The 14,144-nt window shown below is 68.0% G+C and carries 10 protein-coding genes; 5 read left to right on the top strand and 5 right to left on the bottom strand.

All coding sequences use genetic code 11. From position 1 onward, the window contains the following. Positions 1-122 precede the first annotated feature (122 nt). From ACM0PY_RS10295 to baeS, 3 genes are all read right to left on the bottom strand, one after another. The gene (locus ACM0PY_RS10295) at positions 123-944 is read right to left on the bottom strand and encodes a nucleotidyltransferase domain-containing protein (protein ID WP_180883695.1); all 822 of its coding nucleotides are present in this window, start codon (positions 942-944) and stop codon (positions 123-125) included. A 131-nt stretch (positions 945-1,075) separates the two neighbouring features. Further along, positions 1,076-1,765, bottom strand: a complete 690-nt coding sequence (locus ACM0PY_RS10290) for a response regulator (RefSeq protein ID WP_061479020.1) — start codon at positions 1,763-1,765, stop codon at positions 1,076-1,078. Further along, positions 1,762-3,153, bottom strand: coding sequence for a sensor histidine kinase efflux regulator BaeS (gene baeS / locus ACM0PY_RS10285; RefSeq protein ID WP_180883697.1), 1,392 nt, complete (start codon positions 3,151-3,153; stop codon positions 1,762-1,764). The genes ACM0PY_RS10290 and baeS overlap by 4 nt, the downstream gene beginning before the upstream one ends. 128 nt (positions 3,154-3,281) lie before the next feature. On the opposite strand from baeS, the gene smeA reads away from it, so the two are divergent. The 3 genes from smeA to smeC are packed head-to-tail and all read left to right on the top strand — an operon-like array spanning position 3,282 to position 9,052. After that, positions 3,282-4,478, top strand: coding sequence for a multidrug efflux RND transporter periplasmic adaptor subunit SmeA (gene smeA / locus ACM0PY_RS10280; protein WP_134972340.1), 1,197 nt, complete (start codon positions 3,282-3,284; stop codon positions 4,476-4,478). 12 nt (positions 4,479-4,490) lie between these two features. Further along, positions 4,491-7,640, top strand: a complete 3,150-nt coding sequence (gene smeB / locus ACM0PY_RS10275) for a multidrug efflux RND transporter permease subunit SmeB (protein ID WP_180883698.1) — start codon at positions 4,491-4,493, stop codon at positions 7,638-7,640. Next, positions 7,637-9,052 (top strand): multidrug efflux transporter outer membrane subunit SmeC, encoded by a 1,416-nt coding sequence (gene smeC / locus ACM0PY_RS10270; protein ID WP_134972338.1) that lies wholly within the window; start codon positions 7,637-7,639, stop codon positions 9,050-9,052. The genes smeB and smeC overlap by 4 nt, the downstream gene beginning before the upstream one ends. Before the next feature lie 318 nt (positions 9,053-9,370). Here smeC and mnmG read toward each other — a convergent pair whose 3' ends face one another. After that, entirely contained in the window at positions 9,371-11,260 is a 1,890-nt protein-coding gene (gene mnmG / locus ACM0PY_RS10265) for a tRNA uridine-5-carboxymethylaminomethyl(34) synthesis enzyme MnmG (RefSeq protein ID WP_049439460.1), read from the bottom strand. A gap of 585 nt (positions 11,261-11,845) precedes the next feature. After that, positions 11,846-12,337 carry a hypothetical protein gene (locus ACM0PY_RS10260; RefSeq protein ID WP_049415731.1) on the bottom strand — a complete coding sequence of 164 codons (492 nt, stop codon included), beginning with the start codon at positions 12,335-12,337 and terminating at the stop codon, positions 11,846-11,848. 159 nt (positions 12,338-12,496) lie between these two features. Here ACM0PY_RS10260 and ACM0PY_RS10255 point away from each other — a divergent pair, with 159 nt between their 5' ends. Beyond that, the gene (locus ACM0PY_RS10255; RefSeq protein WP_180883700.1) at positions 12,497-13,459 is read left to right on the top strand and encodes a pyridoxal-phosphate dependent enzyme; all 963 of its coding nucleotides are present in this window, start codon (positions 12,497-12,499) and stop codon (positions 13,457-13,459) included. Continuing rightward, positions 13,444-14,088 carry a YdcF family protein gene (locus tag ACM0PY_RS10250; protein ID WP_072168071.1) on the top strand — a complete coding sequence of 215 codons (645 nt, stop codon included), beginning with the start codon at positions 13,444-13,446 and terminating at the stop codon, positions 14,086-14,088. Before ACM0PY_RS10255 ends, ACM0PY_RS10250 begins: the two co-directional genes overlap by 16 nt. Positions 14,089-14,144 lie beyond the last annotated feature (56 nt).

Genomic DNA, 14,144 nt, shown 5'->3' with positions numbered 1-14,144 from the left:
GGCCACCCGGACTGCGCAGGCGCCACAGCTTCGCGTTGGACACGGTGATGCGGCGTGGCTGGATGAGCTGTTCCGGCAGGTGCTGGCCAGCGGCCGGCACGACCGGAAGCAGCTGCGGCTCTTCATGCCGGCGCGTGCTTGGCCAGCACCTGCCGGAACAGCTCATCCAGCCACGCCGCATCACCGTGTCCAACGGGAAGCTGTGGCGCCTGCGCAGTCCGGGTGGCCAGCTCACGATCGATGAAATCGCTGATCGCCGCGATGCGTGGTCCGGCATTGACCTCGGCACTGGCGCGTTTCACTACCAGCAGGGCATCGATGGCTTCACGCACCGGGCCATGCGGCAGCAGTCGATCCAGCAGATCCTCGAAGGCCATCGGCGGAGGTGTCTGCTCGTGCTCGATCCACTGGCAGGCCAGCAGTGGGCGCAGCACGTACAGGTACTTCTTGGTGCGTACCATCTCGCCACGCAGGTACCCGCGATGGTTCGAGCGCGCCATGCTGAAGTAGTGCCACCACGTGCCCAGCGGCGAATAGAAGGACTTTGCGGCCTCCCACAGCTGCACCACGGCGGCGTCGTCCTGCCGGTACACGATCGGCGAACGCAGCCATTCGATCAGTGTCGGATTGGATTTTGAGACCAGCCGCAGTGCCTTGCGCAGGTCCCAGCCGCTGACGTCGAGCTCATCGTCGATCGGCAGTTCGATCACATCGCGCTGCGCTTCGCCGGGACCGGTGCTCTCGTTGACGCTGAGATACCACGGCTGGCGATGCACGTAGATGAAGCGTGCGTCGTAGTCGCTGTCCGGCGAGGAAAAGCCCCAGCCACGGCTACCCGACTCGCAGGCCAGCAGCACGCGTACGTCGTAGCGCTGTTCGATGTCGGCCAGGGTGGAAAGAATGGCGGCGCGCTTGTCCGGCGCGATCGGATGAATGTCGTCCATGCAGTCGTGTTCGTAATGTCGAGCGTGCTCGACTGTAACGCAGATGCGCACGGGTAGTGCCGGCCGCTGGCCGGCAACCACGGAAATCCAGGCGTGCCACGAGGCTGCCGGCCAGCGGCCGGCACTAACGGCTAGGGTTCGTAGCTGTAGCCCATGCCATACACCGAACGGATCGGTTCGCCTTCCATGCCGGCGTCGGCCAGCTTGCGGCGCAGATTGCGCACGTGGCTGTCGACGGTGCGGTCGACCACTACGCGGTGGTCCAGATAGAGGCGGTCGAGCAGCTCGTCGCGCGCCCAGATCCGGCCCGGCGTGGCCAGCAGCGTGCGCAGCAGGCGGTATTCGACCGGGGTCAGGTCCAGGCCCTTGCCGTTCCAGGTGGCGCGGGCTGCCGGTTCGTCGATATGCAGCCCGCTGTTGGCCCGCGCAGCGGGGTCCGGGCGGTAGCGACGCAGCACCGCCATCACCCGTGCGACCACTTCGCGCGGACTGAACGGCTTGCAGATGTAGTCGTCGGCACCGATTTCCAGGCCCAGCAGGCGGTCGATCTCTTCCACCCGTGCGGTGACCATGATCACCGGCACATCGCTGCTGGCGCGCAGTTCGCGGCACAGGTCCACGCCATCGCGCTGCGGCAGCATCAGGTCCAGCAGCACCAGGTCGGGCTGGTAGCGCGCGAATGCGTCGATCACCTGGCCGCCATCGTCCACCCATTCGCTGGTCATCCCGGCGGCGGCCAGGTAGTCGCGCAGCACCGAGGCCAGGCGTGGCTCATCCTCGACGATCAGGATCTTCGCGGACGCGGCGGGGGACGGGCTCATGCAGGCTCCGGCAGGGTAATGACCACGCGCAGCCCGCCCAGCGGCGAGGGCTCGGCGTGGATGAGGCCGTGGTGGGCGAGGATGATGTTGTGGCTGATGGCCAGGCCCAGCCCGCTGCCGCCGCTGGCCCGGTTGCGCGAGCTCTCCACCCGGTAGAAGCGCTCGAACAGCAGCGCGCACTTGTCGGCCGGCACGCCTGGCGCGGTGTCTTCCACGATCAGCTGCACGCCGGCAGGCGCGCGCGCTGCCTGCACGCGTACGCGGCCCCCGGCGTGGGTGTAGCGCAATGCGTTCTCCAGCAGATTGGCCAGCACCTGCTGCAGGCGTCGTTCGTCACCGGATACCTGCAGCGGTGTGGCGGGCAGGTCCTCCTCCAGTGCCAGTCCCGCCGTTGAGAAGCGCACGCGCATGCCATTGAGCTCGCTGCGCAGCAGCGCCGCCAGGTCCAGCGGCGCGAAGCGGTAGGCCAGGCCGCCGGACTGGGTCATCGACAGGTCGTGCAGGTCGTCGATCAACTTGCCCAGTTGGCGGATCTCGCCCTGCAGGGCACCGAGGTTGGCGCGGTCCAGCGGGCGGATGCCGTCCTCGATGGCTTCCAGTTCGGCACGAACCACCGCCAGCGGCGTGCGCAGTTCGTGCGAGATGTCGGCGATGAAGGCACGGCGGTTGCGCTCGGTGTCGTCCAGCGCCTGCGCCATCCGGTTGAAGTCGTTGACCAGTGCATCCAGCTCGTCATCGCTGGTGCGCTCGATGCGGGTGGCGTAGTCGCCAGCGGCGAGCCGGTGGGTGGCCGCCGCCAGTTTGGCCAGGCGCTGGCGCAGCGCGCGCGATACCAGCCAGGCCAGCAGTACCGTCACCAGCAGCAGCGCGATGCCGATCACCCACCACGCGCGCATCTGGGTGTTGTAGAAGTTCAGGTCGTTGGTGGCGATGACGGTCTGGAACGGCACCATGCCCAGCCAGCCGACCGTGTGCCCGTCCACCTGCACGGCGTGCGGCTCGTCGTCGCTGGTGGCGTCCGGGTTGCCGGCTACGAACCGATGCTGTGCATCGAACAGGCCCAGGCGGGAGGGAACGCCGGTCTGGTCGGACAGCGGTGGCACGGGCCCCTCGTGCCCATGGGCCAGGTCCGGGCGCAGCAGCCGCGCCCAGCGGTCACTGTCGCCACGCAGATGCTCCCAGCCGCCGTGCGCACTGTACTCGCGCTGCAGGTGCGGCATCACCCGCTGCATGCGCAGATCGCCCTGGTCATTGAGGTAGTCCAGGAAGCCGGTCTGGAACGCCACGCGGCTGGCAATACCGTTCACTGCCAGCACCAGCAGGCAGGCGGTGAAGATCGCGAGGAAGGTCTTCGCGGTCAGGCCGAATTTGAGTCGAATCTTCGCCATCGCGGGGCCATTAGCGGCGCATGCGGCGCCGAAAGCAAGCGCCCGCTGAGCCGGTCGCACAATCTCCATATTCTCTGCACAGTTCCACGGCAGCGTGCACGGGTCAACGCAAGGCCCCCACGCCCCCCATGTCACTCCTGCGCCCGCTGTCCCGTTCTCCCCGTCCGCTGTTGCTCCCCCTGCTGCTGGCCCTTGCGGCCTGCTCGGCGGGCAGGTCCGAGGCCCCGGCCATCCCTGAAGTGGGCGTCATCACTGCCAGCGCACAGCCGCTGGCGCTGCAGCAGATCCTGCCCGGTCGCGCCGTACCGTTCGAGGTGTCCGAGGTGCGCCCGCAGATCGGTGGGCTGATCCGCCAGCGGTTGTTCACTGAAGGCCAGCAGGTCAAGGCCGGCCAGCTGCTTTACCAGATCGATCCGGCGCCGTACCAGGCCGCCTTCGATACCGCGCGTGGCCAGCTGGCGCAGGCCGAGGCCACTGTGTTGTCGGCGCAGCCGAAGGCCGAGCGCACCCGCACGCTGCTGGGCATGGATGCAGCGAGCAAGCAGGACGCCGACGATGCCACCTCGGCGCTGAAGCAGGCACAGGCGAACGTGATCGCCGCGCGCGCCGCATTGCAGGCCGCGCGCATCAACCTTGACTACACCCGGGTGACCGCACCGATCGCGGGCCGCATCGGCACCTCCAGCGTTACCGCCGGCGCGCTGGTTACCGCCGGCCAGGACGCGGCGCTGGCGACCATCCAGCGGTTGGACCCGGTCTATCTGGATGTCACCCAGTCCAGCACCCAGATGCTGGCGCTGCGCAAGCAGCTCGATGCCGGCCTGGTGAAAGCCATCGACGGCAAGGCACAGGTGAAGGTGCTGCTGGAGGACGGCAGCACCTATGCGCATGAAGGCACCCTGGAGTTCGTCGGCAGCGCAGTCGACCCGGGCACCGGCAACGTGGTGCTGCGCGCGGTCATTCCGAACCCGGAGGGCCTGCTGCTGCCGGGCATGTACCTGAAGGCGGTGCTGCCGATGGCCACCGATGCGCGCGCCCTGCTGGTGCCGCAGAAGGCGGTGCTGCGCAATGAACGTGGCGAGCCGTTGCTGCGCCTGCTCGACGCAAAGGATCGCGTGGTCGAGCGCCGGGTCAGCACCGGCCAGGTAGTGGGCAACCAGTGGCAGATCACGCAGGGCCTGAAGGCCGGCGAGCGGGTGATCGTCAGCAACGGCAGCGCGGTAGCGCCTGGCCAGCAGGTGCAGGCGGTGGCGGCCACCACCGCGCAGCTGGCCGCAATGCCGGCGATCGACCCGAATGGCAACACCGACGAAACGTCGCACTGAGGCCTGCCACACATGGTTCGTTTCTTCATCGACCGGCCGATCTTCGCCTGGGTGATCGCCATTGCGGTCGGCCTGCTCGGCCTGCTCGCGATCCTGATCCTGCCGGTGGACCGCTATCCGCAGATCGCCCCACCCACCATCACCATCCGCGCCACCTACACCGGTGCCTCGTCGCAGACCGTGGAAAACGCGGTCACCCAGGTCATCGAGCAGTCCCAGCAGAGCCTGGACCACCTTATGTACATGACCTCCACCAGTGCCTCCGATGGCTCTGCGCAGGTCAACCTGGTGTTTGCCACCGGCACCAATCCGGACACCGCGCAGGTGCAGGTGCAGAACCAGCTGCAGGCGGCGATGGCGACGCTGCCGCAGGCGGTGCAGCAGAACGGCCTGACCATCACCAAGTCCAGTGGTTCGATCTTCGAGGTGCTGTCGTTCACCAGCGAGGACGGCAGCATGGACAACTTCGATGTCGCCAACTTCATGGAAGCGCGCATCGACGACCAGATCAGCCGCGTCAGCGGTGTCGGCAACATCCAGCCGATCGGCCAGGAATACGCCATGCGCATCTGGCTGGACCCGGAGAAGATGCGCCAGTACGCACTGATGCCATCGGACATCGAGACCGCACTGCAGGCGCAGAACACCGACGTTTCGGCCGGTGAGCTGGGTGGCCAGCCGGCGCTGAAGGGCCAGCAGCTGGACGCCACGGTCACCGCGCGCAGCCGCCTGCACACGCCCGAACAGTTCGCGCGGGTGGTGCTGAAAGCCGATGCCAGCGGCAGCGTGGTGCACCTGGGTGACGTGGCGACGATCGGCCTGGGCCCGGAGAGCTACGACAGCATCAGCACCTTCAACGGCAAGCCGTCGGCGTCGCTGGGCATCGAGCTCAATGCGGGTGCCAATGCCATCGCCGTGTCCAAGGCCATCGAGACCCGCCTGCAGCAGTTGCAGAAGCACTGGCCGCACGGCTACACCTACCACGTGGCGTTCACCACCACGCCGTTCGTGACGATCTCGCTGAAGGAAGTGGTGATCACCCTGATCGAGGCGGTCATCCTGGTGGTGCTGGTGATGTACCTGTTCCTGCAGAACTGGCGCGCCACCCTGATCCCGACCATCGCGGTGCCAGTGGTACTGCTGGGCACCTTCGGCGTGTTGGCGGCATTTGGCTATTCGATCAACACGCTGACCATGTTCGCACTGGTGCTGGCCATCGGCCTGCTGGTGGACGATGCGATCGTGGTGGTGGAGAACGTGGAGCGGGTGATGACCTTCGAAGGGCTGGCGCCGAAGCCGGCCACGCTGAAGGCGATGGGCCAGATCACCGGCGCGCTGGTGGGCATCGTGCTGGTGCTGACCGCGGTGTTCCTGCCGATGGCGTTCTTCAGCGGTGTCACTGGCGTGATCTATCGCCAGTTCTCGGTGACGATTGCCGCCGCGATGGTCCTGTCGGTGCTGGTGGCGATGACCATCACCCCGGCGCTGTGCGGCAGCATCCTGCACCAGATTCCCAAGGGCGGCCATCCGCATGGCGACCACGGCGGCGAGCCGAGCCTGCTGGGCAAGTGCTTCATCTGGTTCAACCACCGTTTCGAGCGCACGTCCAACGGCCTGCGTCGCCGGGTGGATGGCTTCCTTGGCCGGCGCACGCTGGGCGTACTGTTCTACCTGGCGCTGAGCGTGGCCACCGGCCTGCTGCTGTGGCACCTGCCCGGCGCGTTCCTGCCCGACGAGGACCAGGGCATGCTCAACGCGCTGGTGAAGCTGCCGGCCGGTGCCACCCTGGAGCAGACCCGCGCGGTGATGGATCGCCTGAGTGCCGCCGCGGTGAAGGACGACGGCGTGCTGTCGATCCAGGCCACCGCTGGTTTCAGTGTCACCGGCAGCGGCCAGAACGTCGGCCAGGCCTTCATCCGCCTGAAGGACTGGGATGACCGCAAGGATGACGCCGACACCATTGCCGCGCGGTTGACCGCGGCCATGGCCAGCGTGCCCGATGCGCAGGTGTTCATCACCTCGCCACCGGCCATCCTTGGCCTGGGTGACGCGGGCGGTTTCACCCTGGAACTGCAGGACGAAGGCGGCGCCGGCCATGCCGCTGCCGTGGCCGCGCGCAACACGCTGTTGAAGGAGGCCGCCAGGGATCCGAAGCTGGTCAACGTGCGCTACGCCAGCCTGGAAGACGCGCCGGTGTATGCAGTGAAGGTGGACGACGCCAAGGCGCAGGCGATGGGCGTGAATCCGCAGGACATCAATGACACCTTGAATGCGGCCTTGGGTGGCGACTTCGTCAACAACTTCATCTACAAGGGCCGCATCAAGAAGGTGTTCATCCAGGGCACGGCCGAAGCGCGCATGCAGCCGCAGGACATCGAGCGCTGGAGCGTGCGCAACCAGGCCGGGCAGATGGTGCCGCTGTCGTCGCTGGTCAGCGCGCATTGGTCCAGCGCGCCGGCCGCGCTGCAACGCTACAACGGCATCTCGGCGATGGAGATCACCGGCCAGCCCGCGCCCGGCGTCAGTTCCGGCGAGGCGATGGCCGAGATCGCGCGCCTGGCCGACAAACTGCCGGAAGGCTTCAGCCATGCCTGGTCGGACATGGCCTACCAGGAACAGCTGTCGGGCAACCAGGCGCCGATGCTGTACGCCATCTCGCTGCTGTTCGTGTTCCTGTGCCTGGCCGCGCTGTATGAAAGCTGGGCGGTGCCGTTCGCGGTGATGCTGGCGGTGCCGGTGGGCGTGTTTGGTGCGGTGCTGATGATGAATCTGCGTGGCCTCAACAACGACGTGTACTTCCAGGTCGGCCTGCTGACCACGATTGGCCTGGCGGCCAAGAACGGCATCCTGATCGTCGAGTTCGCGCGCATCCTTGAACAGCAGGGCAGGAGCACCCGCGAGGCGATCCTGCAGGCCGTCTATCTGCGCCTGCGGCCGATCGTGATGACCTCGCTGGCGTTCCTGATGGGCGTGCTGCCGCTGGTGTTCGCCACCGGCGCCGGTTCGGCCGCGCGCCGTTCGCTGGGTACCGGCGTGGCCGGCGGCACGGTCGCCTCGATGGTGCTGGGCATGTTCTTCGTGCCGTTGTTCTACCTGCTCGTGCGCCGCCTGTTCCCGGGCCGCGCGCCGGCCCACGCCGCTGCCCCGGAGGCAAGCCCATGAAGCCGATGCTGCTGCGCGCCCTGGCGGCCGCAATGATCACCACGGTGCTGGGTGGTTGCGTGAGCATGGCGCCGCATTACCAGCGGCCCGAGGCACCGGTGCCGGCACAATTCGGCAATGCCGCCACGGGCGAGGCCGAGCCAGCACTGGCGGTGCCAGCCTGGCGCGAAGTCTTCCTTGAGCCGCGCCTGCAGCAGGTGATCGCGCTGGCGCTGCAGAACAACCGCGACCTGCGCGTGGCCATGCTGCAGGTGGAGAAGGAACGTGCGCAGTACCGCATCCAGCGCGCGGCGCTGCTGCCGTCGGTGGATGCCAGCGGCAGTGTCACCCGCTCGCGGGTGAGTGATGCCAACAGCGAGACCGGTGCCACCCAGGTGACCGAATCCGATGCCGTACAGGTGGGTATCAGCAGTTGGGAACTGGATCTGTTCGGACGCATCCGCAGCCTGAAGAACGAGGCCCTGCAGGACTGGCTGGCCAGCGCCGAGAACCAGCGCGCCGCGCGCACCAGCTTGGTGGCCGAAGTGGCCACGGCGTGGCTGGCGCTGGCAGCGGACGAGCAGTCACTGGCGTTCACCCGGCAGACCCTGGACAGCCAGCAGCAGACCCTGCAGCGCACCGAGGCCCGCCACGCCCAAGGCCTGGCCTCGGGCCTGGACCTGTCGCAGGTACAGACCAGCGTCGAAGCCGCGCGCGGTGCGCTGGCCAAGCTGCAGACGCAGCAGGCGCAGGATCGCGATGCATTGCAGTTGCTGGTGGGGGCGCCGCTGGATGCGGCCCTGCTGCCAACCGCGCAGGCGCTGGATGGCAGCGTGGCACTGGCGCCGCTGCCGGCCAACCTGCCGTCCAGCGTGCTGCTGCAGCGCCCAGACGTGTTGTCCGCCGAACACGCACTACAGGCGGCCAATGCCGATATCGGTGCCGCGCGCGCCGCATTCTTCCCGACGCTGACCTTGACCGCCAACTACGGCCACAGCTCCACCGCGTTGTCGACGCTGTTCTCGGCCGGCACCCGTGGTTGGTCGTTCGCGCCCAGCATCACCGCGCCGATCTTCCACGCCGGTGCGCTGAAGGCCTCGCTGGATGCCTCGAAGATCGGCAAGGACATCGGCATTGCGCAGTACGAGAAAGCGATCCAGCAGGCCTTCAGTGAAGTAGCCGATGCCCTGGCCACGCGCGATCACCTGACCGTGCAGATGGACGCACAGCGCGCGCTGGTGGCCGCCAGCCAGCGCAGCTACACGCTGGCCGATGTGCGTTACCGCACCGGGCTGGACGGCTATCTGCAGGCACTGGATGCGCAGCGCAGCCTGTTTGCCGCACAGCAGGACCTGATCGCGCTGCAGCAGCAGGAAGCGGGCAACCGGGTGACGTTGTTCAAGGTGCTGGGCGGCGCGGCCGACGCACGGTAGCGCGTTCGCCAAGGTGGGTGCGTGTTCCGCTCCGGTGGGTGCCGACCTTTGTCGGCACGGAGGCCTTCATCCACGCATGGCGTGGATCTACCGGAGCGGGAGGCCTTGGTAGGTGCCGACCTTGGTCGGCACGGAGGCCTTCATCCACGTATGGCGTGGATCTACCGGGGTGGGAGGCCTTGGTAGGTGCCGACCTTGGTCGGCACAGATGCATGCAGCATCGCGATCGGATGATTTGTGCCGACCAAGGTCGGCACCCACCAGAGTAGAGTCCTGTGCCGACCAAGGTCGGCACCCAGCAGAAGCAGGTTCGACCGCTTACGCCACGCGGCCGCGGCGCGCGCGCTCCAGGTGCACCAGCAGCAGTGAGATCGCTGCCGGGGTCATGCCCGGAATACGCTGCGCCTGGCCGATGGTCTGCGGGCGCACCCGCTCCAGTTTCTGCAGTGCTTCGGCCGACAGCCCGCGCACGGTCGCATAGTCGAACGCCTCGGCGATCGGCGTGGCCTCATGCCGCTGCTGGCGCTCGATCTCCTCGCGCTGGCGGTCCAGGTAGCCGGCGTACTTCACGCCGATCTCCACCTGCTCGGCCACCTTGGCGTCGGCCACGGCCGGCCCCAGCGATGGCACCTGCATCAGCTGCGCGTAATCCAGCTCGGGGCGCTTGATCAGGTCCAGCACGTTGGTCTCGCGGCTGACCGCCACGCCCAGCGTGTCCTGCACTTCGCGGCCCAGCGCATTGGCCGGGGTTGCCCACAGCGCGCCCAGGCGTGCGCGCTCGGCAGCAACAGCGGCCTGCTTGGTCTCGAACGCACCCCAGCGACGATCATCCACCAGGCCCATCTCGCGGCCGGTCGGGGTCAGGCGCTGGTCCGCATTGTCCTCGCGCAGCTGCAGCCGGTACTCGGCGCGGCTGGTGAACATGCGGTACGGCTCGTTGGTGCCGTGGGTGATCAGGTCATCCACGAGCACGCCCAGGTAGGCCTCGTCGCGGCGCGGGCACCAACCGTCCAGCCCACGCACCTGGCGTGCGGCGTTGAGGCCGGCCAGCAGGCCCTGCGCGGCGGCCTCCTCATAGCCGGTGGTGCCGTTGATCTGGCCGGCGAAGAACAGGCCGTTGACCAGCTTGGTCTCCAGCGAAGCCTTCAGCCCGCGCGGATCGAAGAAGTCGTACTCGATGGCGTAGCCCGGGCGGGTGATGTGCGCGTTCTCGAAGCCACGGATGCTGCGCACCATCTCCAGCTGCACGTCGAACGGCAGCGAGGTGGAAATGCCGTTGGGGTAGATCTCGACGATGCCCAGGCCTTCGGGTTCGACGAAGATCTGGTGGCTGGCCTTTTCGGCGAAGCGCACCACCTTGTCCTCGATGGACGGGCAGTAGCGCGGGCCGATACCTTCGATCTGGCCACTGTACAGCGGCGAGCGGTGCAGCGCGTCGCGGATGATCTGGTGGGTCTGCTCGGTGGTGTGGGTGATCCAGCAGCTGACCTGCTGCGGATGCTCGTCCACCGAGCCGAGGAAGGACATCACCGGCCGCGGCGAATCGCCCGGCTGCTCGTCCATCACGCTGTAGTCCAGCGAGCGGCCATCGATGCGCGGCGGCGTGCCGGTCTTCAGGCGGTCGACCTGGAACGGACGCTCGCGCAGGCGCGCCGCCAGCGTGGTGGCCGGCGGGTCGCCCATGCGGCCGGCGGCGTACTGGGTCGGGCCGACATGGATCTTGCCGGCCAGGAAGGTGCCGGCGGTCAGCACCACGGCCCCGGCGTCGAAGCGCAGGCCGGTCTGGGTAATGACGCCGCGCACGGCGTCGCCTTCAATGACCAGGTCGTCCACGGCGGCCTGGAACACGGTCAGGTTGGCCTGGCCTTCGACGATGGCGCGGATCGCCATGCGATACAGGTTGCGGTCGGCCTGGCAGCGGGTGGCGCGCACGGCCGGGCCCTTGGAGGCGTTGAGCGTGCGCCACTGGATGCCGGCGCGGTCGGCGGCATGCGCCATCGCACCGCCCAGGGCGTCGATTTCCTTGACCAGATGGCCCTTGCCGATGCCGCCGATGGCCGGGTTGCAGCTCATCGCGCCCACTGTTTCGATGTTGTGGGTCAGCAGCAGGGTGCGCACGCCGGTACGGGCCGCGGCCAGCGCGGCTTCGGTGCCGGCGTGGCCACCGCCGATGACGATGACGTCGTAACGATGGAAGGACGGGTTCATGGGGCTGTTCAGCTGGGGGCGGGCGCGGCCGGGGCGGCACCGGGGTGGCGATTTTAGCGCCATTCGGGGCTGGGACGTCGGCGCCGGCCGGCTCCCGTCGAAATCAGCCCTAAAGTTGGCAGGATTTTTGCAGATAACCCAATAGCACCCACCGTGGCTGGCGCCGCAGGCGCCCGTGACCGGAATTGGAACAGGGGCCGGTACAGGCGCACGGTGGGGGAGCAGGGGGCCGGCAGTCGGGGGACTGCCCGGCCCTGTTTTTTTCTGGAGGCTATCGGGAGAGCTCCATCCACGCATGCGTGGATCTACTGAGGACGGGCCATGGGTAGATCCACGCATGCGTGGATGCCGTGGCGGCGGCACCAGAACAACGTGCCCCAAAAACAAACGGCCCCGCACTGCGGGGCCGTCTGCCTTCAGAGGTGCCGACATCCGACAGGGCCGGAACAGGGGGGATCCAGATGTTCCTGTCGGATATCGACGTAGAGCTTTTTGCGGCGGCCCGTGTCGTTTTTGTCACTTTGTGACGCAGGCCGTCACTGGCCCCGTAGAGTGCGGCTTGGACCGTGTGAAATGCAAGACGGTTCAGCGCTCAACTGTGCGCTGCGTCCCACGATCCATGTTGCGCCAGGGGGAACCGTTCATTCTTGGCGCACTCGGCGCCGGAGCCGGACGGGCCGGCGGCGGGGGCGCAGAGGGCTGGATGTTCGATTGCGGCGGGCGGCGCATCGAGTCCATGTTCCGCCACGGCGAACCGCCGTTGTACGACGGCCGCGACGGCGGCGGCGGGCGGTTCTCGCCACCGTTGCCGGGTGGGCGCGGTGGCGGGCGGTGGTTGTGCGGCGGGCGGTAGATCGGGCGCGAGTAGTAAGGATTGCCATAGCCGCCGTAGTAGCCGCCATAGCCGCCGTAGTACGGGTAGCCGTAGTTGTAGGGATAGCCGGCCGGGTAGCGGTACTCCACCGACGGCGCACCGTGGTAGTAGCTGCCGCTGCGGCCACCGCCGACATAGTCGTAGGTGGTGCAGCCGGTCAGGGCCAGCATCAGGCCACCGGCAAGCATCAGGCGCGTTTTCATGGTGGGTCCCCCCAGAGGACGGGTTGTACAGTGAGCTTCATGCGCAGGCGTTGAATCGGCCCTTAACTTCACTGTCCAGGATGAATGGAGGTGAAGGCTGCCATGCTGGCATGACCTGTGCCGGGTCGCCAGCAGGGAGCCATACGTTAATCTTGCGTCATGAGCGATTCACTGTTGCCCCGTGCCGATGATGTCCTGGCTGCCGCTGCGCGGATCGCGCCGCACGCCAGCGTGACCCCGGTGCTGCGCTCGCGCACGCTCGATGCGCTGGCCGGCGCGCAGCTGGCGTTCAAGGCCGAGCATCTGCAGCGCGGTGGCGCATTCAAGTTCCGCGGCGCCTGCAATGCGGTGTGGTCGCTGGATGCCGATCGCGCCGGCGCCGGCGTGGTCACCCATTCCTCCGGCAACCACGGCGCCGCCCTGGCCCTGGCCGCGCGCACCCGTGGCATTCCCTGCCACGTGGTGGTGCCCGAAGGTGCAGTGGCGGCCAAGCTGGCCAACATCGCCCGCCATGGCGCCACGCTCTGGCGCTGCCCGCCGACCGTCGCCGACCGCGAGGCCACCTGCGCCAAAGTACAGGCTGATACCGGCGCGACCCTGGTCCATCCCTATGCGGACCCGGCGGTGATGGCCGGGCAGGGCACCGCAGCACTGGAGCTGCTGCATAACGACGGCCCGTTCGACGTGCTGGTGGTACCGGTGGGCGGCGGTGGCCTGGCCAGCGGTACCGCCCGGGCCCTGCAGCTCGCCAGCCCGCAGACCCGGCTGGTGCTGGCCGAGCCGGCCGGCGCGGACGACACCGCGCGCTCGTTGGCCGCTGGCGAGCGCCAGGGGCCGTTCACTCCGGACACGATCTGCGACGGTCTGCGCACCCTGATCGGCGCGCCCAACTTCGAGCTGCTGCGCGCGGCCAACGCCGAGGTGATCGTGGTCGATGACGCGGCGACGATGGCGGCGATGCGCTTGCTGTGGGAGGTCCTCAAGCAGGTGGTCGAGCCGTCATCGGCGACCGTGCTCGCCGCGGTGCTGGCGCAGCCGCAGCGTTTTGCCGGCCTGCGCGTGGGCCTGGTGCTGTCCGGCGGCAACGTCGACCTGCCCGCACTGCGCTGGGGCGCGCCGTGAGCCGCGACCGGCACCGGCATCGTACTGGCCTGCTGGGCTGGCTGTGGCGGTTGTTCGTCCTGCTGGTGATCTGGCTGCTGGGCGTGACTGCCTGGATCGTCTGGGTCGGCGAGCGTGACCAGGCGGCCAAGGCCGACGCCATCATCGTGCTCGGTGCGGCGGCCTATGACGCCAAGCCGTCGCCGGTATTCGAAGAACGCATCCGTCATGGGCTGGATCTCTATGAGGCCCGGTTCGCGCCACTGCTGATCTTCACGGGCGGCTATGGTGGTACCGGCGCGCGCTTTTCCGAGTCACAGGTGGCGCGGCGCTATGCGCTCAAGCACGGCGTGCCGGACGATGCGATCCTGATCGAGACTGCCTCGCGCAACACCGTGCAGAACCTGGTGGAAGCCAAGCGGCTGATGGACCAGCGCAACCTGCACCGCGTGATCATCGTCAGCGACCCGCTGCACATGGCGCGCGCGCTGCGCCTGAGCAAGGCGCTGGGCATCGATGCACTGGCCTCGTCCACGCCCAGCACGCGCTTCCGCAGCTTCCACACCAGCTGGCGCTTCCTGGTGCAGGAAATCTACTTCTTCCACCGCGACCTGGTGCGGCCGCCGCTGAGTTCGCCGGCCAATACCTGAGGCGGAAGCCTGATTTGGGCGGCTGCCATTCGGTAGTGCCGGCCGCTGGCCGGCAG

The organism is Stenotrophomonas sp. BR163 (assembly GCF_047520985.2).
GTDB lineage: Bacteria > Pseudomonadota > Gammaproteobacteria > Xanthomonadales > Xanthomonadaceae > Stenotrophomonas > Stenotrophomonas sepilia.
The sequence above is the reverse complement of the archived record's forward strand: the minus strand, read 5'-3'. Positions and strand labels throughout refer to the sequence as shown.

What these genes read in the sequence shown, in the direction of transcription:
- baeS (WP_180883697.1), bottom strand. Translation starts at nt 3,153, where the DNA reads ATGGCGAAGATTCGACTCAAATTCGGCCTGACCGCGAAGACCTTCCTC.
- smeB (WP_180883698.1), top strand. Translation starts at nt 4,491, where the DNA reads ATGGTTCGTTTCTTCATCGACCGGCCGATCTTCGCCTGGGTGATCGCC.
- ACM0PY_RS10290 (WP_061479020.1), bottom strand. Translation starts at nt 1,765, where the DNA reads ATGAGCCCGTCCCCCGCCGCGTCCGCGAAGATCCTGATCGTCGAGGAT.
- smeA (WP_134972340.1), top strand. Translation starts at nt 3,282, where the DNA reads ATGTCACTCCTGCGCCCGCTGTCCCGTTCTCCCCGTCCGCTGTTGCTC.
- ACM0PY_RS10260 (WP_049415731.1), bottom strand. Translation starts at nt 12,337, where the DNA reads ATGAAAACGCGCCTGATGCTTGCCGGTGGCCTGATGCTGGCCCTGACC.
- smeC (WP_134972338.1), top strand. Translation starts at nt 7,637, where the DNA reads ATGAAGCCGATGCTGCTGCGCGCCCTGGCGGCCGCAATGATCACCACG.
- ACM0PY_RS10255 (WP_180883700.1), top strand. Translation starts at nt 12,497, where the DNA reads ATGAGCGATTCACTGTTGCCCCGTGCCGATGATGTCCTGGCTGCCGCT.
- mnmG (WP_049439460.1), bottom strand. Translation starts at nt 11,260, where the DNA reads ATGAACCCGTCCTTCCATCGTTACGACGTCATCGTCATCGGCGGTGGC.
- ACM0PY_RS10295 (WP_180883695.1), bottom strand. Translation starts at nt 944, where the DNA reads ATGGACGACATTCATCCGATCGCGCCGGACAAGCGCGCCGCCATTCTT.